This is a genomic window from Flavobacterium chryseum, assembly GCF_004362015.1.
GTDB lineage: Bacteria > Bacteroidota > Bacteroidia > Flavobacteriales > Flavobacteriaceae > Flavobacterium.
Map to the genome: position 1 here is coordinate 286,618 of NZ_SNWW01000001.1, position 23,457 is coordinate 310,074.

At 32.9% G+C, this 23,457-nt stretch carries 23 protein-coding genes; 17 read left to right on the forward strand and 6 right to left on the reverse strand.

All coding sequences use genetic code 11. The annotated features are described in order from the left end of the window. Positions 1-127 precede the first annotated feature (127 nt). The 17 genes from EV143_RS01210 (at position 128) to dusB (ending at position 18,189) form a co-directional block, all read left to right on the forward strand. Positions 128-739 carry a hypothetical protein gene (locus EV143_RS01210; protein ID WP_133506166.1) on the forward strand — a complete coding sequence of 204 codons (612 nt, stop codon included), beginning with the start codon at positions 128-130 and terminating at the stop codon, positions 737-739. A 9-nt stretch (positions 740-748) separates the two neighbouring features. Then, complete coding sequence (locus EV143_RS01215; RefSeq protein WP_133506167.1) at positions 749-1,366, forward strand: beta-ketoacyl-[acyl-carrier-protein] synthase family protein; 618 nt, start codon at positions 749-751, stop codon at positions 1,364-1,366. Positions 1,367-1,368: 2 nt separating this feature from the next. Further along, positions 1,369-1,626 carry a phosphopantetheine-binding protein gene (locus EV143_RS01220; RefSeq protein WP_059115533.1) on the forward strand — a complete coding sequence of 86 codons (258 nt, stop codon included), beginning with the start codon at positions 1,369-1,371 and terminating at the stop codon, positions 1,624-1,626. Positions 1,627-1,735: 109 nt separating this feature from the next. After that, complete coding sequence (locus tag EV143_RS01225; RefSeq protein WP_133506168.1) at positions 1,736-2,938, forward strand: beta-ketoacyl-[acyl-carrier-protein] synthase family protein; 1,203 nt, start codon at positions 1,736-1,738, stop codon at positions 2,936-2,938. After that, positions 2,935-3,993: a beta-ketoacyl synthase N-terminal-like domain-containing protein gene (locus EV143_RS01230; RefSeq protein ID WP_133506169.1), complete on the forward strand. Its 1,059-nt coding sequence runs from the start codon at positions 2,935-2,937 to the stop codon at positions 3,991-3,993. The genes EV143_RS01225 and EV143_RS01230 overlap by 4 nt, the downstream gene beginning before the upstream one ends. Beyond that, positions 3,990-4,766 (forward strand): polysaccharide deacetylase family protein, encoded by a 777-nt coding sequence (locus EV143_RS01235; RefSeq protein WP_133506170.1) that lies wholly within the window; start codon positions 3,990-3,992, stop codon positions 4,764-4,766. Before EV143_RS01230 ends, EV143_RS01235 begins: the two co-directional genes overlap by 4 nt. Further along, positions 4,756-5,391, forward strand: coding sequence for an outer membrane lipoprotein carrier protein LolA (locus tag EV143_RS01240; protein ID WP_133506171.1), 636 nt, complete (start codon positions 4,756-4,758; stop codon positions 5,389-5,391). The genes EV143_RS01235 and EV143_RS01240 overlap by 11 nt, the downstream gene beginning before the upstream one ends. Next, positions 5,357-5,992 (forward strand): hypothetical protein, encoded by a 636-nt coding sequence (locus EV143_RS01245; protein WP_133506172.1) that lies wholly within the window; start codon positions 5,357-5,359, stop codon positions 5,990-5,992. The genes EV143_RS01240 and EV143_RS01245 overlap by 35 nt, the downstream gene beginning before the upstream one ends. A 30-nt stretch (positions 5,993-6,022) precedes the next feature. Beyond that, on the forward strand, positions 6,023-6,637 hold the full coding sequence (locus EV143_RS01250) for an outer membrane beta-barrel protein (RefSeq protein ID WP_133506173.1): 615 nt from the start codon (positions 6,023-6,025) through the stop codon (positions 6,635-6,637). Between the two features lie 6 nt (positions 6,638-6,643). Next, a complete protein-coding gene (locus EV143_RS01255) occupies positions 6,644-7,015 on the forward strand; it encodes a 3-hydroxyacyl-ACP dehydratase (RefSeq protein WP_133506174.1) in 372 nt (123 codons plus the stop codon). A 2-nt stretch (positions 7,016-7,017) separates the two neighbouring features. Then, on the forward strand, positions 7,018-7,503 hold the full coding sequence (locus EV143_RS01260) for a hypothetical protein (protein ID WP_133506175.1): 486 nt from the start codon (positions 7,018-7,020) through the stop codon (positions 7,501-7,503). A 17-nt stretch (positions 7,504-7,520) separates the two neighbouring features. After that, on the forward strand, positions 7,521-8,705 hold the full coding sequence (locus EV143_RS01265) for a DUF2062 domain-containing protein (RefSeq protein WP_133506176.1): 1,185 nt from the start codon (positions 7,521-7,523) through the stop codon (positions 8,703-8,705). Positions 8,706-8,876: 171 nt separating this feature from the next. Then, positions 8,877-12,557, forward strand: coding sequence for a 1-acyl-sn-glycerol-3-phosphate acyltransferase (locus EV143_RS01270; RefSeq protein ID WP_133506177.1), 3,681 nt, complete (start codon positions 8,877-8,879; stop codon positions 12,555-12,557). After that, complete coding sequence (locus EV143_RS01275; protein ID WP_133506178.1) at positions 12,558-14,075, forward strand: phytoene desaturase family protein; 1,518 nt, start codon at positions 12,558-12,560, stop codon at positions 14,073-14,075. An 8-nt stretch (positions 14,076-14,083) separates the two neighbouring features. Next, positions 14,084-15,751, forward strand: coding sequence for a C45 family autoproteolytic acyltransferase/hydolase (locus tag EV143_RS01280; RefSeq protein WP_133506179.1), 1,668 nt, complete (start codon positions 14,084-14,086; stop codon positions 15,749-15,751). Further along, a complete protein-coding gene (locus tag EV143_RS01285; RefSeq protein ID WP_133506180.1) occupies positions 15,748-17,040 on the forward strand; it encodes a phenylacetate--CoA ligase family protein in 1,293 nt (430 codons plus the stop codon). The genes EV143_RS01280 and EV143_RS01285 overlap by 4 nt, the downstream gene beginning before the upstream one ends. A gap of 156 nt (positions 17,041-17,196) precedes the next feature. Further along, positions 17,197-18,189, forward strand: coding sequence for a tRNA dihydrouridine synthase DusB (gene dusB / locus EV143_RS01290; RefSeq protein ID WP_133506181.1), 993 nt, complete (start codon positions 17,197-17,199; stop codon positions 18,187-18,189). 70 nt (positions 18,190-18,259) lie between these two features. On the opposite strand, the gene EV143_RS01295 is transcribed toward dusB, so the two are convergent. From EV143_RS01295 to EV143_RS01320, 6 genes are all read right to left on the reverse strand, one after another. After that, the gene (locus EV143_RS01295) at positions 18,260-18,535 is read right to left on the reverse strand and encodes a Txe/YoeB family addiction module toxin (RefSeq protein WP_133506182.1); all 276 of its coding nucleotides are present in this window, start codon (positions 18,533-18,535) and stop codon (positions 18,260-18,262) included. 7 nt (positions 18,536-18,542) lie between these two features. After that, positions 18,543-18,800 (reverse strand): type II toxin-antitoxin system Phd/YefM family antitoxin, encoded by a 258-nt coding sequence (locus EV143_RS01300; protein ID WP_133506183.1) that lies wholly within the window; start codon positions 18,798-18,800, stop codon positions 18,543-18,545. Positions 18,801-18,896: 96 nt separating this feature from the next. After that, positions 18,897-20,324 (reverse strand): MATE family efflux transporter, encoded by a 1,428-nt coding sequence (locus tag EV143_RS01305; RefSeq protein WP_133506184.1) that lies wholly within the window; start codon positions 20,322-20,324, stop codon positions 18,897-18,899. A gap of 171 nt (positions 20,325-20,495) precedes the next feature. After that, positions 20,496-21,695: an ABC transporter permease gene (locus EV143_RS01310; protein ID WP_133506185.1), complete on the reverse strand. Its 1,200-nt coding sequence runs from the start codon at positions 21,693-21,695 to the stop codon at positions 20,496-20,498. A 1-nt stretch (position 21,696) separates the two neighbouring features. Then, positions 21,697-22,089: a 30S ribosome-binding factor RbfA gene (gene rbfA, locus EV143_RS01315; protein ID WP_059115515.1), complete on the reverse strand. Its 393-nt coding sequence runs from the start codon at positions 22,087-22,089 to the stop codon at positions 21,697-21,699. Between the two features lie 95 nt (positions 22,090-22,184). After that, complete coding sequence (locus EV143_RS01320) at positions 22,185-23,438, reverse strand: murein hydrolase activator EnvC family protein (RefSeq protein ID WP_133506186.1); 1,254 nt, start codon at positions 23,436-23,438, stop codon at positions 22,185-22,187. Positions 23,439-23,457: the final 19 nt, after the last annotated feature.

Genomic DNA, 23,457 nt, shown 5'->3' on the forward strand with positions numbered 1-23,457 from the left:
CGAATTAAAATTGTTGCTGTTTTGTTCATAATAATATAGTTTGAACTGTTTGGGTTTCCTTAACAGTTCAAAAGAAAATCCAACTTGTAAGGAAAATTTACAAGTTCAAAAATAATCGAATTAAGAAATGAAATTATCAAAATTCATATTTATAACACTCGTTCTTCTTTCATCATTTGCATGTAAAAAGAAAGTAGTGTCTGAATCTGATTTTGAAAAAAATGTTTTGAATAGTGTTTTTATCGAAATTGTAGATTCTATTTATATGGATAGAAGAACTATGCTTCCGCCACCAATGCCAAGGATAGATTTTAAAACAAATAAACAAGATACTATTGGATATCATGATAAATTAAAAAGATATCAGATTGAACAAGAAAGTATTAAAAATGATAAACATAGAATTTTAATAGGTGTTCATGATTTTGTAGTAAGCAACGGAATCAATGATGACAAGTTTGATTTAGCACCATTCAAAAACAATAAAAAATTTAATTTTCAATATACTTCTAAATTCCCTGAAGAAATACTTTGGGATATAGAAGATAAAGATAGTGGAATGCCAGTTGGTACTATTAAGGTTCACAAAATTAATTTTAATAGAACTAAAACATTGGGAACTTTAGAAGCAAGTGCTTCATGTGGCGGAGGAAGATGTGGGCAAGGATTCACAATTACGATTGAAAACAAGTCTGGAAAATGGCATATTACCAAAATTGCTAATACCTGGGTTTCTTAAAATAAAACAATGACTCAAAACAAAACATACATACAATCCTATATCACCATCCAAAACAACGAAATTGTTTTGAACGGAAATTCTGTTTTCAAAATTGAACCAACAGATTTTGCTGATTTTTCGAAACAAGCGTATCGTAATTTTGAAATGCAATATCCAAAGTTTTTTAAAATGGATGCTTTGAGCAAACTGGCTTTTTTAGGATCAGAATTGCTTTTAAGTCCGATAACTTCAACTGAAAAAGAAAATAATATTGCGTTGGTTTTGGCCAACAAATCGTCGAGTTTAGATACCGATGTAAAATACCAGGAATCGATTTCAGACAAAGAAAATTACTTTCCGAGTCCGGCGGTTTTCGTTTATACGCTTCCAAATATTTGTCTGGGCGAAATAAGTATCCGTCATCAGCTGAAAAGTGAAAATTCTTTCTTTATATTTGAGGCCTTCAATCCTGAATTTATGTCGAATTATTCAAACATTCTGCTAGATTCAAATAAGGCCGATATGGTGCTTTGTGGATGGGTTGAATTTTTTAATGATAATTACAAAGCGTTTCTTTGCACCATTAGTAAAGAAGAAAATACAAAATATAAAACCGAAACTATCAATACATTATATAATAAATAATCATGGAAGCATTAAAAGAAGAATTAAAAAATAAAATCATTACTACTCTAAATCTTGAAGATATTGCAATTGATGATATTGCTGATACTGATCCTTTGTTTGGAGACGGTTTAGGTTTAGACTCGATTGATGCACTAGAATTAATCGTGATTTTAGATAAAGATTACGGTATTAAACTGGTTGACCCGAAAGAAGGAAAAACCATTTTTCAATCTATCGAAAGTATGGCAGCTTACATTAGCGCTAACAGAACGAAGTAAGACTGCTTAGACTTGCTTAGATTTTTAGACTTCTTAGAGAAGTTATGTCTAAATTCTAACAAGCCCAAAATCTAAGAAGTCTAAAAATCTAAAATCTAAGAAGTCTAAAATGACAAAAGGTGTTGCTATAACAGGAATGGGAATTATCTCTGCGATTGGAAATTCAGTCGAAGAAAATTATATTTCGTTGATTGAAAATAAAGTTGCCATAACTCGTGTCGAAAATTTAACGACTATTCACGCAGATATTAATAAGGTAGGAGAAATTAAAAAAACCAATGATGATTTGATCAGCGAATTGGAACTTCCTGCTGATAATAATTTTTCGAGAACAGCTATGATTGGTACTTTTGCAGCGAAACAAGCTGTAAAAAATGCCGGAATAACTTCGATAAACGAATTCAGAACCGGACTTGTTTCGGCTACAAGTGTGGGTGGAATGGACATGACGGAAAAGCATTATTATGATTATTTTAAACATCCTGAACTTGTCAAATATATTACTTGCCATGATGGCGGCGATGTTGCTGATAAGATTGCCGAAGAGTTAGGTTTAAAAGGATTCGTTACCACTATTAGTACCGCTTGTTCTTCTGCAGCAAACGCAATTATGTTGGGTGCGCGTTTGATAAAAACAGGAAAATTAGACCGCGTTATTGTGGGTGGAACTGATGCTTTGGCAAAATTTACCATCAACGGATTTAAAACTCTGATGATTTTATCTGATGAATACAACAAACCTTTTGACAATAATCGTAAAGGACTAAATTTAGGTGAAGCTGCGGCTTATTTAGTTTTAGAATCTGATGAAGTTGTAAAAAAACAAAATAAAAAAGTTTTAGCGAGAGTTTTAGGTTATGGAAATGCGAATGATGCCTTTCATCAAACGGCTTCATCGGAAAATGGCGATGGTGCTTATCTGGCTATGAAAAAAGCTTTTGAAGTTGCGGGAATAGAACCTTCACAAATTGATTATATCAACGTGCACGGAACTGCAACTCCAAACAACGATTTATCTGAAGGAAGAGCTATAAAACGCATTTACGAGAACGAAGCTGTTCCTGATTTCAGTTCTACCAAACCTTTTACAGGTCATACTTTGGCGGCAGCAGCTGCAATTGAAGCTGTTTACAGTGTTTTGGCGATTCAGAATAATGTGGTTTACCCAAATTTGAATTTCGAAACACCAATGGAAGAATTTGATCTGAAACCACAAACTGCTCTAAAAAACAAAAATATCGAACACGTTTTATCGAACTCTTTTGGGTTTGGAGGAAATTGTTCAACTCTTATATTTTCTAAAAGCGAATGAAAACATATATAAATGGAATAGGTTGTATTTCGACTCAAAAAACATTTGATACTGTTTTTTTAGAAGAAGCCGTGCACAATCACGACGAGAACGTTCTTAAAATAGTTGCTCCGGTTTACAAAGACTATATTTCGCCGGCTGCCAGCAGAAGAATGGCAAAAGGCGTAAAAAACGGAATTGTAGCTTCGGCAATTGCCATGAAAGATGCGCAAGTTGAAAATGTTGATGCCATTATTACCGGAACTGGACTAGGATGTATTGAAGATTCTGAAAAATTCCTGACCAATATTCTTGACAACAACGAACAGTTTTTAACGCCAACATCGTTCATTCAATCTACGCATAATACAGTTGGTGCACAAATTGCTTTGCTGCAACAATGTAAAGGTTATAATTTTACGTATGTAAACGGAGCTGTTTCTTTTGAGTCTGCCCTTTTAGATGCTAAAATGCAAATTGAAGAAAGTGAAGCGCAATCTGTATTAATTGGCGGCGTTGATGAAAACGGTGAATACACAACCGCACTTTTTAAATTATCAGGTCGTATAAAGCCAGATAATCAACAACCTTATAATCTTTTAGATTCTACAACAAGCGGTGCTGTTTATGGTGAAGGAGCCAGTTTTTTTGTTTTAGAAAATAAACGAAAAGACAATACGTATGCAGAAGTTCTGGATATTGCAATTGTAAATACACTGAAAGAAAATGAAATTGAGGACGAAGTAAAATCGTTTTTAAAAGCAAATCAATTAGAAGTTTCAGACATTGATGCTTTGGTTTTAGGTTTTGACGGAAATGTAGATTTTGAAGTTTATTATAAAAATCTTGCCGAAAAAGCTTTTGCTCAAACGCCTGTTTTATATTACAAGCATTTAAGCGGAGAATACGATACTGCATCGGCATTTGCATTATGGATGGCTGCTAAAGTATTACAAACACAAGAAATTCCTGAAATTGTAAAAGTAAATTCGGTTACAAAACCAACTTACAAAACGATATTATTATACAATCAGTTAAACGGAAAAAATCATAGTTTTACGTTAATCTCAAAATGATAACGCACAAAAACATCTCACTATTTTTTATCTTTTTATTGCTTTTACTGCTTCTTCTGAATCTTTATTTTGCAATTAATTTTTGGTGGTTTGTTGTGGTTGTTTCGGTTTGGTTCTTATTTAATCTTGTTGGTTCCTCTTTGATATCTTCCAATTATCATGTAAAAGCTTTCTGCAATAATCCATTAGAAACAGAAAAAAAAATAGCGATTACGTTTGATGATGGGCCGAGTGTTTTTACTTTAGAAGTTTTAGCGTTGTTGAAAAAATACGATATAAAAGCCACTTTTTTTTGCATCGGAAAAAATGTTGAAGCGCATCCGGAAATTATTCAGCAAATTGTAGACGAAGGACATTTGGTTGGAAATCATTCTTATAACCACTCTCCTTTTTTTGATTTTTACAATGCAAAAAAAATATCCGAAGAAATTCAAAAAACAGATGCCGTTTTAGAAAAGCATACTTCTAAAAAAATAAACTTCTTCAGGCCGCCTTATGGCGTAACGACGCCTTCGATTCGCAGAGCCCTGAAAATAACGAAACATAAAGTTATTGGATGGAATATTCGCTCTTTGGATGGTGGAACGAAAAATCAAAATTTAATTTTCAATAGACTTATTAAGCGAGTTTGTCCCGGCGGAATTGTACTTTTGCACGATACGGCATCACACTCTGTTTTAGTATTGGAACAGTTTTTGCAATTTTTACAGCAAAACAATTATAAAGTGATTTCAATAGAAGAACTTTTGAATCTTAAAGCATATGAAAACTAAAATATATATTCTACTTATAGTACTAAACATTTGCAACTCTTACCTGTTTGCTCAGGAACAAAAAATGACGGCTGCAGAAATTGCTTCGTTTAAAGAAGGTGTAAATGTAGTATCAAAAAAAATTAAAACCTTAAGTACTGATTTTGTACAATACAAACATTTAGATTTTTTATCTAAGGATATTGAAACTTCAGGAAAAATGATTTTCAAGGAACCGAACTTATTGCAATGGCAATATAAAAAACCATACAATTATAGTATTGTTTTTAAAAACGGGAAAATCCTGATTAACGATGAAGGTAAAAAAAGCGCCGTTGATATTGGAAACAGCAAAATTTTTGGACGCATCAATAAATTAATTGTGGGAAGTGTAAGCGGAAATATGTTTGATGATAAAGAATTTACAATTACTTATTTTAAAGCTAAAGGCCAGAATATTGCGAAGTTTATTCCGAAAGATGCGACTTTAAAAAAATACATTAAACAAATCGAATTGACTTTTGATAAAGATGAAGCAACTGTTGAACAAGTAAAATTGTTAGAATCATCTGAAGATTATACCCGAATTGTACTTAAAAACAAAGTGATCAATGCAAAAATCGACGATTCAGTTTTTACTAATTAATTGTTTTCTGGCAATTATTTTAGTCTCTTGTGGCTCGGTCACAAAAAATTATACACCCAAAACATTAGATAAAAAATCTTATGAAGTTCCTTATTTTAAGGATTCGAAGATAGATTATGTTTATAAAACCAATATCTCAGTTTACGGAAATGAACTGACCGGAATTTTTATTGCCAAAAAAATTAATGACACTACACATCGTGTCGTTTTTACAACTGAGTTTGGTAACAAATTGCTGGATTTTGAAATTTCTGAAAAAGATTTTAAAGTAAATTCGATTGTATCTGAGTTAGACCGCAAAATTTTAGTGAATACTTTGCGTGAAGATTTTCGACTGCTTCTTAAAAAAGATTACACAATTCAGGAACAATTTGAAAATGAATCAGATAATATTTACAAATCTGCAGACGGAAAATTTGACAATTACCTTTTTATATCAAAAAAAGATCGTAAATTAGAGAAAGTCATTCATTCCTCTAAAACAAAAGAAAAGTTTACGCTGACATTTCATTCAGAAAATAATATTTTTGCGGAAAAAATTAACATTGTTCATCAGAATATAAAATTGAAAATTGAATTAAATTATTTTAAACCAGAATAGAAAATTCAATACTAATTAAAAACCAAATACATGAAAAAATTAATTGCAATTGCTTTTATTTTATTTATAAGTTCAATGAATGCTCAGGTAACCTTTAAACCAGGTTTAAGAGCCGGAGCTGCTTTTTTTACGTTCTCAAATACACGTTCTGATTATAAAACCGATTTTTACATTGGTGGTTTCGGTGAAATTAAATTAACTAAAATATACACCTTACAACCTGAAATTACATATACCAAACAAGGCGCTAATAATGTTAAAACCTTTATAGGTTATAATGAAAACAACGGTGATGTTATTGTTGTCAATAGAAATTTAAAAATTGATTATGTTTCGATTGCGATGATCAATAAATTTACTTTTCCGGGCGGTTTTCAGGCGCAGGTTGGTCCAACGATGGATTTTAGAACAAGTGACAATTTACTTTCTGAAAAGTCTGATATTGATCTTGCTTTTGTAGCCGGTATTGGTTATAACATTCCTTCAACAGGATTAACTATTGAAGCTCGTGTTAAAAAAGGTTTAGTCGATGTTATAGATAGCGACTATTACGGCAACAACGGCAATAGCAACGATTATTGGCTTGATGATTATAATACAAATATTGGCTTTCAAGTTGGGGTTTCATACGCTTTTGGTAAATAAAAAAACATGGTTTTAAAAGATTTTTATAAAATTCTGTCGGAAGAAAAAATAAACGACACTAAATATAGTATTACAATTTTGGTTAATGAGAAACACGAAGTTTTCAAAGGCCATTTTCCGGGAAATCCAATAATGCCCGGCGTTTGCATGATTCAGATTATTAAAGAACTTAGTGAAAAAATTACAGGTGCAACTTTAATGATACAAACACTTACAAACGTAAAGTTTATGGCACTTATTAATCCGGACGCGACTCCTGAATTACGATTAGAACTTGATATTGTAACGACAGAAGAGGATTTGGTTAAAGTGAAGAACACAACTTATTTTAACGAAACAGTTGCTTTAAAACTAAGCAATGTTTACAAAAAATTATAATTATGAAATTATTATTGACATTACTATTATGGGTTAATTTCGCTGGTACTCCAGATTTGGCAGCCATTCGAAAAATGTATACTGACGTTGCAAAATCAGAAACAAATGCTAAAGACTTTACAGAAAAACTCTCTGGAATTTCAAACAGCGACGACAAAATTTTAGTGGCTTATAAAGCGGCTTCTATTTTATTAGATTCAAAGTTTGAAAGTATTTTGGGAAATAAGATTTCGCGTTTTAAAGAAGGCGCAAAACTTCTTGAAGCAACTTTAAAAAGTGATCCGAATAATATCGAAATAAGAATGATTCGCTTAAGTATTCAGGAAGATGTTCCTGGAATTACGGGTTACAAGAAAAATATTAAAGAAGATAAAAAATTCATTACAACACATTACGCAGAACAAACCGGCGCTTTAAAAGAATATCTTAAAGACTTTGTTTTGCAATGTAAAAGTTTCTCTGATAAAGAGAAGCAATTTGTGAAGTAGGAAAAGAAACTACCTTAATGACACCTACTTTATCTCAGCAAGAGCTATTAAAATCGACGCATTTTTGTGTTATTGTGCCTACGTACAACAATCACAAAACGCTAAAAAGAGTACTGGATTCTATTTTAGATTTCACGTCAGATATTATTATAGTTAATGATGGCTCGACTGATGAAACCAGCGAAATTTTAAAACAATATTCGCAGTTAACACAAATTCACCATCCTAAAAACATAGGAAAAGGCAGGGCGTTGAGAAACGGATTTCGAAAAGCAATCGAAATGAATTTCGAATACGCTATTACGATCGATTCTGATGGGCAGCATTTTGCTTCTGATATTCCAAATTTTATTACTGAAATTCAAAAAGAACCAAATTCTTTGTTGATTGGAAGCCGAAATATGACGACGGAAAATGTGCCGAAGAAAAGTAGTTTTGGAAATAAATTTTCTAACTTTTGGTTTTGGTTTGAAACCGGAATCAAACTAGAAGATACACAATCTGGTTTTAGATCTTATCCCTTAAAATTAATTCCGAAGCAATATTGTACCAGCAAATTTGAATTCGAAATTGAAGTAATTGTGCGCTCTGCCTGGAAAGGAATTGTTGTAAAAAATATTCCGATTCAAATTTTATACGATCCTGCAGAACGTGTTTCGCATTTTCGTCCTTTTAAGGATTTCACCAGAATCAGTATCCTAAATACGGTTTTGGTTCTGAATGCGTTATTGTACATTAAACCCAGAGACTTTTTTCGAAAAGCAAAAAAAAAAGGTCTTAAAAAATTCTTCCTCGAAGATATTTTAGAAAGCGGCGACTCTAATTTTAAAAAATCTGCTGCTATTGCATTAGGTATTTTTATCGGAATTTCTCCGTTTTGGGGATTTCAAACCATTTTACTTTTGTTTTTTGCTACCGTTTTTAAACTCAATAAAGTCATTGCCTATATGGCTTCAAATGTGAGTTTTCCTCCCTTTATTCCCTTTGTTATTTACGGTTCATTAAAAATGGGAAGTTACTTTGTCACGAACGAAGTTCCGCTAATTTTAGATAATTCAATTACACTTGATGATATTCAGAAAAATGCAACGCAATATATCGTGGGAAGTCTTACTTTAGCATCCGTTTCGGCACTGATTATTGGTCTTTTAAGTTATTTACTTTTAACGGCTTTTAGTGCTAAAAAACAAAACGAATATTAAGTAAAGTTTCGCCACAGATTAAAGATGATTTAAAGAGATTTTTTTTGCCACGAATTTCAAAAATTAGCACAAATTAATTCGTGAAAATTCGTGAAATTCGTGGCGAACTAACACAAACTTTTAAGTGCAATTTATCCTGTAATCTGTGGTAAAGAACAATAATAAATAACTATGCATCACTATTTCTACGCTATTCATTTATTTGTAAATCGAAGGAAATCATTATCGGTAATTTTGGCAATTCTGATGCTTTTGGCTTTTGGTTTTTTTGCTTCTAAAATTAAATTTGAAGAAGATATTACCAAACTTATTCCAACAAACGATAAGTCTGATGTTACGGCAAAAGTGTTAAAACAGTTAAATTTTGCTGATAAAATTACCGTTATTTTCAAACTCGATAAAAACGGAACAGACGAAGATTTAAAGCAAATGGCAACTGTTTTTTCAGATAGTGTTGCCCAATCCTGCAAACCTTATATTACCGGAATTCAGGGAAAAGTTGATGAAGAAAACATTCAGGAAACTATAGATTTTGTCTACAATAATCTGCCGCTTTTTTTAGAGCAAAAAGATTATGCTGCAATTCAGAATAAACTACAAAAAGATAGTATTGCCGCAGCTGTGCAGGGCAATTATAAATCGATTATTTCGCCATCCGGATTTATAACTAAAGATTTTATTTTGCAGGATCCGCTTGGGATTTCTTTTATTGCTTTAAAAAAATTACAGCAACTTAATATTGGAGACGATTTTACGCTCGACAATGGTTTTGTAATGACGAAGGACAAAAAGAAATTATTGCTTTTTATTACCTCAAGTCTTCCGTCGAGCGAAACCGAAAAAAACACCATTTTTGCTGATAAGCTTACATCAATTCAGAACAATTTAAACAAGCAATTTAAAGGCAAAACTTCGGTAAGTTATTTTGGTTCAGCATTAATTGCTGTGGCCAATGCAAAGCAAATTAAAAGTGACATTATTTTAACGACAACTATAGCGATGATTACGCTAATGTTGATTTTGATTTTATTCTACCGAAAAGTTTTAATTCCATTTATTATTTTTCTTCCAACGGTTTTTGGCGCTTTGTTTGCCGTTGCTTTTTTATATTTTGTAAAAGAACAGATATCGGCAATTTCACTCGGAATTGGTTCTATTTTATTAGGAATCACAATCGATTATTCCATACATATTCTTACGCATTACAAACATAACAGCGATGTAAAAACTTTGTATAAAGACATTACAATGCCGGTAATTATGAGCAGCTCGACTACAGCGGTTGCTTTTTTATGTTTGCTTTTTGTAAAATCTGATGCTTTAAATGACTTAGGAATTTTTGCTGCCGTAATCGTTATGGCTTCTGCATTTTTCTCTCTTTTGATTGTTCCTCATTTGTACAAACCGGCACAAAATAATTTTGAACATAAGAAAAATGTTATTGATAAACTCGCTCATTTTTCATTCCATAATAATAAAATCTTGATTGGGTTTTGTGTTCTTATTACTATTGTTTGCTGTTTTACGTATAATAATGTTGGCTTTAATAATGATTTGTCGCAATTGAATTTTGTGCCAAAAGACATTCAGGCTGCCGAAAAAGATTTGGAAGAAAGCACGAGTTTAACTTCAAAAACAATTTATGTTGCTTCTTACGGAAATAGTATGGAGGAAGTTTTGCAAAATAACAGCCAGCTTTTTGCTTCTTTATCTAAAGAAAAACAACAGGATAAGATTGTGAATTTTAGTTCCGTTGGCGGCATTATGCTTTCGCAAAAAGAGCAGCAACAAAAAATTGCAAAATGGAATTCGTTTTGGGATGCCAATAAAAAGCAGCTTTTAAAATCCGGATTAATTGCCGAAGGTTCAAAATTGGGTTTCAAACCAACCACTTATTTGCTGTTTTTTGATCATTTAGATTTTAATTTTAAACCTATTTCGGCAGAAGATTATCTTAAAATTCAGGCTTTGCAATTGCATGAATTTGTAACGCAAAAAAATGGTTTTTTCACGATTTCGACTTTAGTAAAAGTCTCACCTAAACAACGCGATGCTTTTGTAAAATCGGCTTCAGCAAAAAATAATCTTATTGCGATTGATCGTCAGCAAATGAATGAAACGTTTTTTAGCACGCTAAAAACCGATTTCAATTCTCTTGTCAATTATTCTTTTATCGCTGTTATTCTGATTTTGTTTTTATTTTTCAGAAGAATCGAATTGGTCATTGTAAGTTGTATTCCGATTGCTTTAACGGGAATTGTAACGGCTGGAATCATGGGCATTTTTGGCATTCAGATGAACATTTTTAGTATGATCGTTTGTACGTTGATTTTTGGTCATGGTGTCGATTTTAGCATTTTCATGACAAGCGCACTTCAAAAAGAATATACCACAGGAGTAAACGAAATTGCGATTTACAGAACTTCAATTATTCTTGCCGTAATTACGACTATTTTAGGAATTGGTGCAATGATTTTTGCGCAACATCCAGCATTACGATCTATTTCATCGGTTTCATTAATTGGGGTTTTTGCAGCGTTAATTATAACGTTTATTTTCTATCCTATTCTCTTTAAACTATTTATATCGAACCGTTCGAAAAAAGGAAATCCGCCATTTGTTTTGCGATCTTTTATTCACGGTGTCATTTCGTTTTTCTATTACGGTTTTGGTGGCATTGTAATGTCGATTTTCAGCATGACGATTATGCCACTTATTCCGATTAGTGAGAAAAAGAAAATGAAAGCTTTTCGATATGTCATTTCAAAATTTATGAATTCGGTGTTGCATTCAGGTCCGTTTCTTCATAAAAAAGTCATCAATAAATACAACGAAACTTTTGATAAACCAGCTATTATAATTGCCAATCATACTTCGTTTATCGATATTCTGGCAATGGGAATGTTGAGTCCTAAAATTATATTTTTAGTAAGCGACTGGGTTTACAATTCTCCTATTTTTGGCGGCGCCGTTAGAAAAGCAGGCTTTTATCCGGTTTCTGAAGGACTTGAAAGCGGTGTGGAACATTTGCGTAAAAAAGTAGAAGAAGGATATTCTTTGATGGTTTTTCCTGAAGGAACCCGTTCACAAAGTAATCAGATTAAACGTTTTCATAAAGGTGCTTTTTATCTTGCCGAAGAATTTAATTTAGATATAATTCCAGTTGTTATTCATGGTGCTTCGGAGGCAATTCCAAAAGGCGATTTTGTCATTCATCACAGTCATGTTACTGTTTCAATTTTAGAAAGAATTACACCTGATAATCTTTCTTTCGGAAAAAATTATGTCGAAAGAACGAAACAATTAAGTACGTTTTTTAAACAAGAATTTGATAAAATTCGCCAGGAATTTGAAGGCCCTGAGTACTTCAAAAGAATGCTTATTCATAGTTATGATTACAAAGAAATTGAAATCATAAATAGTGTGAAAAGCAATTTAGAAAAAAACTTAGAAACCTATTATCGTCTTAACAAGCATCTTTCGGCGAAAGCCCAAATATTGCATTTATCAAATGATTACGGACAACTCGATTTGTTGTTAACTTTGCAGGAACCTCAACGAAAAGTTTTTTCTTACAATAAAGACAAAGAACAACTTAACGTTGCCAAAACGAATTATATCGTTAGAAAAAGAAAAATAACTTATCTCGAAAATTTTGAATCGGCATTAGAAAATCAATATGATGCTGTTATAATTTCAGATGAAAATTATAAAAATGATTTAGAGCAAGTTGTCGCTACAACTTCTTGTATTATTTTAATTGATAATTCAGGTTTAAAAGACACATTGATTAACTTTGGTTTTGATTCTATTTTGGAAGAAAACTCCATAATTGTATTAAAGAAAAACTAAATGAAAGAGCAATATGACGTAGTGATTGTAGGCAGCGGATTAGGCGGATTAGTCTCGTCGATTATTCTGGCTAAGGAAGGATATAGCGTTTGTGTACTCGAAAAAAACAATCAATACGGTGGAAACCTACAAACTTTTGTGCGTGATAAAACCATTTTTGATACTGGAATTCATTATATCGGTGGTTTGAGTGAAGGAGAAAATCTGTATAAATATTTTAAATATTTAGGGATTATCGATCAGTTGAATTTAAAAAAAATGGACGAAGATGGTTTTGATATTATTTCTTTTGAAGATGATCAAAACGAATATCCTCACGCGCAGGGCTATGATAATTTTGTCAAGCAGTTAGGGAATTTCTTTCCTGATGAAAAAGAAAATATCGAAAAATATTGCGATAAAGTAAGGGAAATTTGCGATTCATTTCCGCTTTATAATTTGCGTGCAGACGGGAAATATGATCATGAAATCCTTTCTCTTAATGCAAAAGAAACGATCGAAAAATTTACCCAAAATGATAAACTAAAAGCGGTTCTTGCCGGTTCTAATTTTTTGTATGCGGGAATACCGGACAAATCGCCATTTTACGTTCATGCGCTTTCGGTAAACTCGTACATTCAAAGTTCATGGCGCTGTATAAATGGTGGAAGCCAAATTACAAAACAGCTTTTAAAACAGCTTAAAAAACACGGTGGTGAATTTTACAAGTATAAAGAAGTTACCAAATTTAATGTTGAAGAGAACAAAGTAACTTCGGCAGAGATGAAAGATGGAACGCGTGTTTCCGGCTCTTTCTTTATTTCTAATATTGAGCCAAAAACTACCCTTAAAATGGTAGGAGAAGAACATTTTAGAAAATCATTTTTTAGCCGTATTCAAAGTTTGGAAGGCGTTATTTCGGCCTTTAGTTTATATGTGGTTTTTAAGCCGGAAACGTTCAGATACATCAATCATAATTTTTATCATTTCAAGAAAAGTACCGAAATCTGGACGTGTTATGAATATGATGAAGAATCGTGGCCAAAGGCTTTTATGGCTTCTATGAACGCTTCGAAAAAACAAGAAGAATGGGCAGAAGGCATGACTTTTATAACCTACATGAACTACGATGATGTTGCGCCCTGGGTTGATACTTTTAATACAACGGCCGAAGAAAATGATCGTGGAGAAAGCTACGAAGAATTTAAGGCAAGAAAAGTCGAAAAGTTTTTACATGAAATCGAACTAAAATTTCCGGGAATCAAAGATTGCATAAGATCTATTCATACCTCTACACCGCTTTCTTACAGAGATTATATTGGCGGTACAAACGGTAATATGTACGGTTATGTAAAAGATGCAACGAACCCGATGAAAACATTTATTCCGTCGAAAACCAAATTAGAAAATCTTTACCTTACAGGCCAAAGTATAAATATGCATGGTGTTTTGGGCGTAACAATTGGAGCTGTTGTAACCTGTTCTGAAATTGTTGGAAAAGACTATTTAGTAAATAAAATTAATGAAGCCTCTGAATAAGTAACGCTATGAGAAGTCAAAGTATTCTCCTTTTTTCTATTGTTTTTTTATTGCTTTTGGGTTCTTGTGGCACATCAAAATCAATGCATCATTTACCTGATATTTCAAATTATAATACCACAATACCAGTTGTAACCAAACAATCTGATTCTGTTTTTACTTCAGGAAAAAATTCGTTTTTAAAAAACAAACAAGGTCTTTGGGAATTGTATGTCGAAGGCGATCCGTTTGAAATTGGTGCAAATACCGGTGCGTTATCAGATTCACTTTTAAAAAAACAAGAACACATTTTTTTCTCCAGAATTGAAGATATTGTTCCTTCAAAATTTGAACAACAATTACTTCGCAGTTTTTTAAAATGGTACAATAGAAAATTGTATTTGCACGTTCCGAATGAATATCAGGCGGAGATTTATGGCATTTCAAAATATACTTCACAAAACCTGAATAACATTGCACCTCAATATCTGCGCAGTTTATATTTGCATGGCGCGCACGATATTGGTCACGCTTTGCAGGATTTGGCTTTAGTAGGCTGTTCGTCGTTTGCTGCCTGGGGAGAAAAATCTGAAGACGGCCAGTTAATTCTTGGTCGAAATTTCGATTTTTACGTAAGTGATCCTTTCGCAGAAAATAAGGTCGTCGCTTTTATAAAACCTAAAGAAGGTTATCCGTTTATGATGGTTACCTGGCCCGGAATGATTGGCGCCGTTTCAGGAATGAATCAGCAAGGTTTAACGGTAACAATTAATGCCTCAAAATCGAAAATTCCGTTGATTGCAAAAGCACCAATTTCTATTGTAACTCGTGAAATTTTACAGAATGCAAGGAATATTGATGAGGCCATTGCAATTGCAAAAAAAAGCGAAGTTTTTGTTTCTGAGTCGATTATGGTTGGAAGTGCCAATGATAATAAAGCGGTTCTAATTGAAGTTTCACCTAAAAAAATGGATGTTTATGATGTTCCAAACGCCAATCAATTAATATGTTCTAACCATTTTCAAAGTGAAGGTTTAAAAAATGACAATCGAAATCAGTCTCAAATTGCCAACAGTCATTCTGAATATCGCTTCGAAAGAATGCAGGAACTTTTTAAAGAAAGCGTAAAAATAAACCCAAAAATTGCGTCAGAAATTCTTCGAAATAAAGAAGGTTTAAAGGATAATCTTATCGGTTACGGAAATGAAAAAGCACTGAATCAGTTAATGGCACATCACGGCATTATATTCAAACCGAAAGAAAAAATGGTTTGGGTTTCAGCAAATCCGTATCAATTGGGCGAATTTGTTTGTTACAATTTAGATTCTATTTTTAAAGGAAGAAAACCCGGCGCTGTCGTTTCTTTTGAACAGGAAAATTTGAATATTGCTAAAGATCCTTTTTTGGAAACTGCTGCGTATAGCAATTACCAAAAATTTAGAATTGAAGATCACCAGATAGATTTGTGTTTAAAAAATGAAGAAAATATTAGTCTCGAATTTATTGCACAATATCAATCTTTAAACTCCAATTATTGGGTTGTGTATTACAAAGCAGGGTTGTACTTTTATCAAAAAAAAGATTGGCAGTTAGCGAAGGCTAATTTTGAAAAAGCACTGACTAAGGAAATTACCACAGCTCCTGAAAAAGCGCAAATTGAAAAATATTTAAAAAAAATCAAAAGAAAATTAAAATGATTCCATTAATAGAAAAAAATTCTTTAGAAGAAATTAAAATTTTTCAAGAGCAAAAATTAGCAGAACTTTTAATTTACATCAGCCAAAATTCTCCTTTTTATAAAAGACTCTTTGCCGGACAAAATATCGATATTTCGAAAATTAAAACACTTGAAGATTTACAGCATTTGCCTGTAACAACAAAAGAAGATTTACAACAATATAACGATGATTTTGTTTGTGTTCCGCAACATAAAATCATTGACTACGCCTCTACTTCCGGAACTTTGGGGGATCCTGTTACTTTTGGTTTAACCGATTCTGATTTAGACCGATTGGCTTATAATGAAGCAATTTCATTTGCCTGCGCCGGAATTGCAGAAGGTGATGTGGTACAATTGATGACAACAATCGACAGAAAATTTATGGCTGGTTTGGCTTATTTTCTGGGATTAAGAAAATTAAAAGTTGGTGCAATTCGCGTTGGAGCCGGAATTCCGGAATTGCAATGGGATTCTATTTTAAAATACCAGCCGTCGTACGTAATTACAGTTCCTTCTTTTTTATTGAAATTAATTGAATATGCCGAAATTCACGGAATCGATTATAACAATTCAAGTATAAAAGGAGCAATTTGCATTGGAGAATCTTTGAGAAATCAGGATTTTTCGATGAATACTTTGTCTAAAAAAATCACAGAAAAATGGAATATTAAGTTGTTTTCGACTTATGCTTCTACTGAAATGAGCACTGCTTTTACAGAATGTGAACACGGAATTGGTGGTCATCATCATCCGGAATTGATTATCATCGAAGTTTTGGATGAAAATAATAATCCTGTGAAAAATGGCGAAACCGGCGAATTAACGTTCACTACTTTAGGAATTGAAGCAATGCCTTTATTGCGTTTTAAAACCGGCGATATTGTGCAATTGCAAAGCGAACCTTGTGCTTGCGGAAGAAATACAGTTCGCGTTGGCCCGGTTGTAGGACGTAAAAAACAAATGATTAAATATAAAGGAACAACGCTTTATCCGCCTGCGATGAATGATGTTCTGACAGATTTTGACAACATCGAAAATCACATTATTGAGATTTCTACCAACGATTTAGGAACAGATGAAATCCTGATAAAAATTGCTTCAAAGAATCAATCTCCAGAATTTTTACAGGAAATAAAAGATCACTTTAGAGCCAAATTAAGAGTTACTCCAAAAATTGAATTCGCTCCAAAAGAAATTTTAAATCCTTTGGTTTTTAATCCGATGAGCCGAAAACCAATTCGGTTTTTCGATTATAGAGTTCAATAGTTAAGGTACAAAGTTGCAAAGGTTCAAAGGGACAAAGGTTTAACCTCTAAATTTAAAACCTTTGTCCCGAGGCTTCGGGATTGCCTCTCTGAACCTTTGAACCTCAATTTGGTACAAATTGAACTAAATGTTGTAATTTTGCACAAAATATTGAAGATGGTCAAGATTGGCAACATAGAATTACCTGAATTTCCCTTATTACTTGCTCCGATGGAAGATGTGAGCGATCCGCCGTTTCGCAGATTATGCAAAACGCATGGCGCTGACATGATGTATTCTGAATTTATTTCTTCGGAAGGATTAATTCGTGACGCTATCAAAAGCAGAATGAAGCTGGATATTTTTGATTACGAACGTCCGGTTGGAATTCAGATTTTTGGTGGAGATGAAGAAGCAATGGCACTTTCGTCTAAAATTGTTTCTACAGTAAAACCTGATTTGGTGGATATTAATTTTGGATGTCCGGTAAAAAAAGTGGTTTGTAAAGGTGCCGGTGCCGGAGTTTTGAAAGATGTCGATTTGATGGTGCGTTTAACAAAAGCCGTTATCAGAAGTACAGATTTACCAGTAACGGTAAAAACACGTTTGGGCTGGGATGAAAATTCTATCAATATCGATGAAGTTGCAGAAAGACTTCAGGATATTGGCGTTCAGGCTTTAACCATTCACGCCAGAACGCGTGCGCAAATGTACAAGGGCCACGCCGATTGGTCGCACATTGCACGTGTAAAAAATAACCCCAGAATTACAATGCCTATTTTTGGAAATGGCGATATCGACAGTCCGGAAAAAGCATTAAAATATAAAAACGAATACGGTATTGACGGAATCATGATTGGTCGTGCCGCAATTGGTTATCCGTGGATTTTTAACGAAATAAAGCATTATTTCAAAACGGGTGAACACTTAGCTGCTCCAACGGTTGCTGATCGTGTAGAAGCTGCCAGAAATCATTTAATGTGGTCAATGGAATGGAAAGGTGAACGTTTGGGAATTGTTGAAATGCGCCGTCATTATACCAATTATTTCAAAGGAATTCACTCTTTTAAAGAATACAAACAAAAGTTAGTTACAACTGATGAACCTGAAAATTTATTCGCGATTATGAAAGAAATTGAACAGGTATATGCAGGATATGAATTTGTTTAAAATAACAAAAACTTTGACAAAGAGATTTAAATAAAAAAGGCCTTCAAATTGAAGGTCTTTTTTATTTAAATTAATCATCGTAATGAAATCTACATTGTATTATAATGCATTTTTGATCAACACCTTTGGTTCCTGAAACTTTATAAACTAGTCTGTGTTCCCCATTAATTCTTCGGGACCAAAAACTTTTTAAATCATGTCGTAAAGGTTCAGGTTTTCCAATTCCTTTAAATGGATTTTCTCTAATTGATTTAATTAATTCTTTTATTTTTATTGCTGTATCAGTATCATTTTCAATCCAATATTCAAACTCTTCCCAACCATTTTTAGTAAAACAAATATCCATACTTCAATTACAATTCTTCTATATTATAAGATGTAAGTTTTCCTTTTTCTAATTGTTCAATAGATTCACTAAGCCTTTTTCTATTTGCTTTAGTTGATAATAAATGTTGCGTCTCTAATATTGAATTATACTCTTTCATAGAAATTATTACAACTGCATCTTCTTCTGTGTTTCTTGGAACAACAATAATTTCTGATGATTCAGAAACTTCATCAAAATAGTTTTTTATATTTTTCCGTAATGTAGATATTGTTATTGCTTTCATCGTTATAGATTTATTGTACCTTGATTTGTACATTCAAAGGTACAAAATTATTTTCATAAAAAAACCTTCAAATTTGAAGGTCTTTTTGTTTACAATTTATACTTGAATACGTTTCCACTTTCCTCTTTTATAAAAGAAAATTCCCGCTAATGTTATTGCAGTTTCAGCAACCGGAATTGCGATAAAAACTCCCGTTGGGCCCATATTAAAATGTTTGGCTAATACATAAGCCAGTGGAATTTGAAACAGCCAAAACCCGAAAAAATTAATTCCGGTTGGTGTCCAGGTATCTCCTGCTCCATTGAATGTATTTATTAAAACCATTCCAATTCCGTAAAAGATAAATCCGATACTCATAATTTGCAAGGCTTCAATCGCAACCGTTTTTACCAATTCATCATTTGTAAAAAACGAGATAATATATTGACCAAAACACAATGTAATAATCATGATCGTTGCCATAAAAATCACATTGTATTTCGCTGTTGTAAATACCGATTTTTCTGCACGCTCGATTTGTTTGGCTCCTAAATTTTGACCCACCAAAGTTGCCGCTGCATTACTTAGTCCCCATGCAGGAAGTATAAAAAACATCATAATTCTCAGCGCTGTCTGATAACCTGCAGAACCATGATCGCCGCCAGTTGTAGCTACTAATTGCGCCAGAAAAATCCAGCTGCAGGATGCAATTACAAATTGTAAAATTCCAGGAGCAGCAATTTTTACTAATGCTTTTATTTGTTTAAAATCAGGAGTAAAATAAGCTATCTTAATTTTTAAAACGCCATTTCCTGAAAACAAATGATAAACTTGGTACAATACACCAATACTTCTTCCTAAAGTAGTTGCTAAAGCTGCGCCAGTTAATCCAAAAGCTGGAATTGGGCCAAGACCATTAATTAAAACGGGGCATAAAATGATATTGCAAATATTGGCTAACCAAAGACTTTTCATGGCTATCGCTGCATTTCCGGCTCCGCGAAATATTCCGTTAATCAAAAATAAAAGCATGATGCACAAACTTGAACCAATCATAATTTGAGTAAAATGATAACCGTGTTCTGCTGCCTCGGCAGATGCTCCCATAAGTAACAGAATATCTTTGGCATAAATAACTCCAAAAATGCTCATTACGCTATTTACTGCAAATGCAATTATAATGGCCTGCATTCCGGCTTTTGCAGCTGCGACAGGATCTTTTTCTCCAATACGTCGCGCAACAACGGCCGTTGCCGCCATACTCATTCCGATCGCTAAAGAATATATAATCGTAAGTACGGATTCTGTCAAACCAACGGTTTGAATTGCAAAACTGCTATGTTCTAAATGCCCAACGAAATATAAATCGACTAAGGCAAAAACCGATTCCATCATCATTTCTAAAACCATAGGAATGGCTAATAGAATAACTGCTTTTTTGATGCTTCCGGCTGTATAATCAAAAGATTCATCTCCTTTGATGGCTTGTTTTAATGTGGTGTAAATTTTAGAAAATAGACTTTTCTGTATTGTTGTTTCTGTCATGGTATGTTAGGATAAATGATAAAATTAGTCCAGATTCAAAGCTCTGAACTCAAGAAAAAAACGGAAGTATCCTAATTATTGAAAAAATAAAATAGGATTAGGCAGAAACAAACATATGGCTATAGATTTTTAAGAGGATAAATATAAGTATTATTTTTTGACGGAAAAATATTAATCTAATAACTTTTTACTCACTCGGCTGCTGGCAATTAAGGACGCCACAAAACCAAGTGAAACAATTGTTCCTAAAACAATAAATACATTTTCTGCAGTAAAAACAACGGGATATGCCAAAGTTGGCGTTATCATTATGAGTTCATATTGTTGTTGCAGCAGTACTAAAATAATACCCAGAATAAGACCAATTATCCCTCCAAAAACACTTAGCAAAGTTCCCTGAAGCAGGAATATTTTTCGGATTGTATTGATTTCTGTTCCAAGATTGAAAAGGGTTTTTAAGTTTCCTTTCTTTTCTAAAATCATCATAATCAAGGCACCAACTAAATTAAAAAGAGCCACAATTATAACCAAAGTAAAAATCAGATAAACGACAATGTTTTCTGTATTAAGCATTTTATACAAAGACTCGTTAAGTTGTGCTCTGTTTTTTAATGTAATTTTATTTTTGAAAATATTTTGAAGTTGCAATTTTATAGCATTTTCATTGGCATTTTCTTTTAAATGAAATTCAATTCCAGAAATCTGATTGGGTTTATACATTAACAATTCCTGTGCTAAACCTAAATCAGCAAAAACATATTTTGAATCTAAATCTTCACTTATAGAATAGATTCCAACGGGTAAAACTTCTGTTTTATTAAAAGCTTCATCCGGGTTTTCAAATGCGCCTTTTCCAGGTTTTGGTGCAAATATCTGCAACGGATTTTCGAAATCCAGAATTCCCAATGAAAAATCCTGTGCAATTCCGTATCCAATAACTACCTGATACGTATCTGGTTTAAGCCATTCTCCATTAAATAACTTTTTTTTGATATTGTTTACAACAGGATAATTTTTGTCGACTCCTTTTAAGTAAGTAACTTGCTGCTTGTCTTTAAACAAAAATAAAACACGCTCTTCTATAATTTTGGTATATGAAGCAACGCCATCAATATGTTTAATTTGATTTTCCTGATCTGGCGTAAGCAAAAATGATTTGCCTAATGTATTTGTAATTTTTAAATCAGGATCTATTTCATTTGTAAACGAAAGACTGAAAACTTTCAATCCGCTAAAAACAGATAAAACCACAAACAAAGCCATTGTACCAACAATGATTCCCATGCTGGCAATGTAATTAATGATATTAATAGCATTGTTTTTACTTCTGCTAAAAATATAACGTTTGGCTATGTAAAGTGGGAAATTCAATTTATGACTTTCTTCTTTTTTCTAAAAGATCACGGTTTTCGATTGGGTTCTCTCTGTTAGATAAAGCGTTGTCGATTTTTTCGATGTAGTCTAATGAGTCATCGATAAAAAATACAAGGTTTGGTACGCGACGCAATTGCAAACGAACACGTTGCGATAAATCGTGCTTAATTAAAGTCGAATTAGATTTTATACCTTCTAATGTTTCTTTGGCTTTATCCTGAGGAAAAATACTTAAATATACTGTTGCTACAGATAAATCTGATGTGACACTAACTTTGGATACTGAAATTACCAAATTATTAATTCCATTTTTTCTCACTTCACCTTGCAAAATATCAACCAAATCTTTTTGGATGACACCGCCTATTTTTTTCTGTCTATTTGTTTCCATAATGCAAAAATACTATTTTAAATTTCAATCATTACAATTTCAAATAAACAATTGTAATTCCATAAAAAAAGGGAGCCAATTGGCTCCCTTTTGTTTTATCTGTTTTGCAGCCATCCTTCCGGATTATTGTTGGATGTATTTTGAAGAATCAAAAACTTAATAATTGTTTTTCCGGTATCTCCGCTGGTTCTTACTTTTCCAATACTTTGCTTGATATTTACTTTGTCACCTTTGCTTACAAATACCTGACTTAAGTTTTGATATACGGTAAAGTAATCTCCATGCTGAATCATCACGGCTCTGTTTATTGGTGATAAAACCATAACACTCGAAACTTCTCCTTCGAATACTGCACGTGCTGTTGCTCCTTGTTCTGTCGTAATTTCAACTCCAGAATTATGCACGGTTAATGAAGGATAAAGCGGATGCGGCTGATCTCCGTATCCTAATGAAATAAATCCTTTTTCTACCGGCCATGGCAATTTTCCGCGGTTGGCTTTAAAGTCAGCAGCTAAAACTTTACCTTCTGGTGTTAATGCGATTTTCGATGATGAAACCGGTGCAGTCGATGCCGGAGCTCCCGGATTATCTTTTGCTTTTTCAGCAGCTGCTTTTCTATTAGCTTCAGCAATAGCTTCACGAATCAAACGATCAATTTGTCTGTCAATTCTTTTAGCTTCCTGTTGTTTGCTTCTTGTGTCGGCGATAATTTTATTTTTATCCCTTTTAATCTCATTAACAAGTTTTTGTTGTTCTTTTTTCTCTATTTCTAAAGTAACTCGTTCTTTTTGATTTTCGGCAATAATTTTTTTCTTAACCTGTCTTTGTCCGTCTAATTTTGCATTATAATCTACGAGTTCAGCTGTTTTTCCCTGAATTTCCAATCCTTGGTTTTTTCTGAAATTGGTATATTGTTTTAAATATTGAGCTCTTTTGTAAGCTTGTAAAAAACTTTCAGAAGACAAAATAAACATCGCCCTGCTTTGTTCTGAACGGCTTTTATACGATTTTAAAATCATTTTAGCATAATCTTCTTTTAGAACTGCTAATTCTCTTTTTAGTTTATTAACCTTAAGTTGGTTAATATACATATCGTTATTTAAAATTTTCTCTTGTTTTGCTGTTGTGTTGATCAGTTTTTCTTTCAGCTTGATTTTATTGGCCTGAATTAAAAACACATTGACTGCTGATTTTTCTTTTTTCTTTACAGATTGCAACATTTTTTCGTTGTCTCTAATTTCCTGCTGAATCTGAGCTTTTCGCTGTTCAAGTTTTTCTTGCTGCGAATCTTGTGCCCATGTAAAAGTGGTGGCACATATAAAAATTAGGCTAAGGAGAAATTTCGGCATGTTTCTATTTTTCTTTTTG

What these genes read in the sequence shown, in the direction of transcription:
- EV143_RS01210 (WP_133506166.1), top strand. Translation starts at nt 128, where the DNA reads ATGAAATTATCAAAATTCATATTTATAACACTCGTTCTTCTTTCATCA.
- EV143_RS01215 (WP_133506167.1), top strand. Translation starts at nt 749, where the DNA reads ATGACTCAAAACAAAACATACATACAATCCTATATCACCATCCAAAAC.
- EV143_RS01220 (WP_059115533.1), top strand. Translation starts at nt 1,369, where the DNA reads ATGGAAGCATTAAAAGAAGAATTAAAAAATAAAATCATTACTACTCTA.
- EV143_RS01225 (WP_133506168.1), top strand. Translation starts at nt 1,736, where the DNA reads ATGACAAAAGGTGTTGCTATAACAGGAATGGGAATTATCTCTGCGATT.
- EV143_RS01230 (WP_133506169.1), top strand. Translation starts at nt 2,935, where the DNA reads ATGAAAACATATATAAATGGAATAGGTTGTATTTCGACTCAAAAAACA.
- EV143_RS01235 (WP_133506170.1), top strand. Translation starts at nt 3,990, where the DNA reads ATGATAACGCACAAAAACATCTCACTATTTTTTATCTTTTTATTGCTT.
- EV143_RS01240 (WP_133506171.1), top strand. Translation starts at nt 4,756, where the DNA reads ATGAAAACTAAAATATATATTCTACTTATAGTACTAAACATTTGCAAC.
- EV143_RS01245 (WP_133506172.1), top strand. Translation starts at nt 5,357, where the DNA reads ATGCAAAAATCGACGATTCAGTTTTTACTAATTAATTGTTTTCTGGCA.
- EV143_RS01250 (WP_133506173.1), top strand. Translation starts at nt 6,023, where the DNA reads ATGAAAAAATTAATTGCAATTGCTTTTATTTTATTTATAAGTTCAATG.
- EV143_RS01255 (WP_133506174.1), top strand. Translation starts at nt 6,644, where the DNA reads ATGGTTTTAAAAGATTTTTATAAAATTCTGTCGGAAGAAAAAATAAAC.
- EV143_RS01260 (WP_133506175.1), top strand. Translation starts at nt 7,018, where the DNA reads ATGAAATTATTATTGACATTACTATTATGGGTTAATTTCGCTGGTACT.
- EV143_RS01265 (WP_133506176.1), top strand. Translation starts at nt 7,521, where the DNA reads ATGACACCTACTTTATCTCAGCAAGAGCTATTAAAATCGACGCATTTT.
- EV143_RS01270 (WP_133506177.1), top strand. Translation starts at nt 8,877, where the DNA reads ATGCATCACTATTTCTACGCTATTCATTTATTTGTAAATCGAAGGAAA.
- EV143_RS01275 (WP_133506178.1), top strand. Translation starts at nt 12,558, where the DNA reads ATGAAAGAGCAATATGACGTAGTGATTGTAGGCAGCGGATTAGGCGGA.
- EV143_RS01280 (WP_133506179.1), top strand. Translation starts at nt 14,084, where the DNA reads ATGAGAAGTCAAAGTATTCTCCTTTTTTCTATTGTTTTTTTATTGCTT.
- EV143_RS01285 (WP_133506180.1), top strand. Translation starts at nt 15,748, where the DNA reads ATGATTCCATTAATAGAAAAAAATTCTTTAGAAGAAATTAAAATTTTT.
- dusB (WP_133506181.1), top strand. Translation starts at nt 17,197, where the DNA reads ATGGTCAAGATTGGCAACATAGAATTACCTGAATTTCCCTTATTACTT.
- EV143_RS01295 (WP_133506182.1), bottom strand. Translation starts at nt 18,535, where the DNA reads ATGGATATTTGTTTTACTAAAAATGGTTGGGAAGAGTTTGAATATTGG.
- EV143_RS01300 (WP_133506183.1), bottom strand. Translation starts at nt 18,800, where the DNA reads ATGAAAGCAATAACAATATCTACATTACGGAAAAATATAAAAAACTAT.
- EV143_RS01305 (WP_133506184.1), bottom strand. Translation starts at nt 20,324, where the DNA reads ATGACAGAAACAACAATACAGAAAAGTCTATTTTCTAAAATTTACACC.
- rbfA (WP_059115515.1), bottom strand. Translation starts at nt 22,089, where the DNA reads ATGGAAACAAATAGACAGAAAAAAATAGGCGGTGTCATCCAAAAAGAT.
- EV143_RS01320 (WP_133506186.1), bottom strand. Translation starts at nt 23,438, where the DNA reads ATGCCGAAATTTCTCCTTAGCCTAATTTTTATATGTGCCACCACTTTT.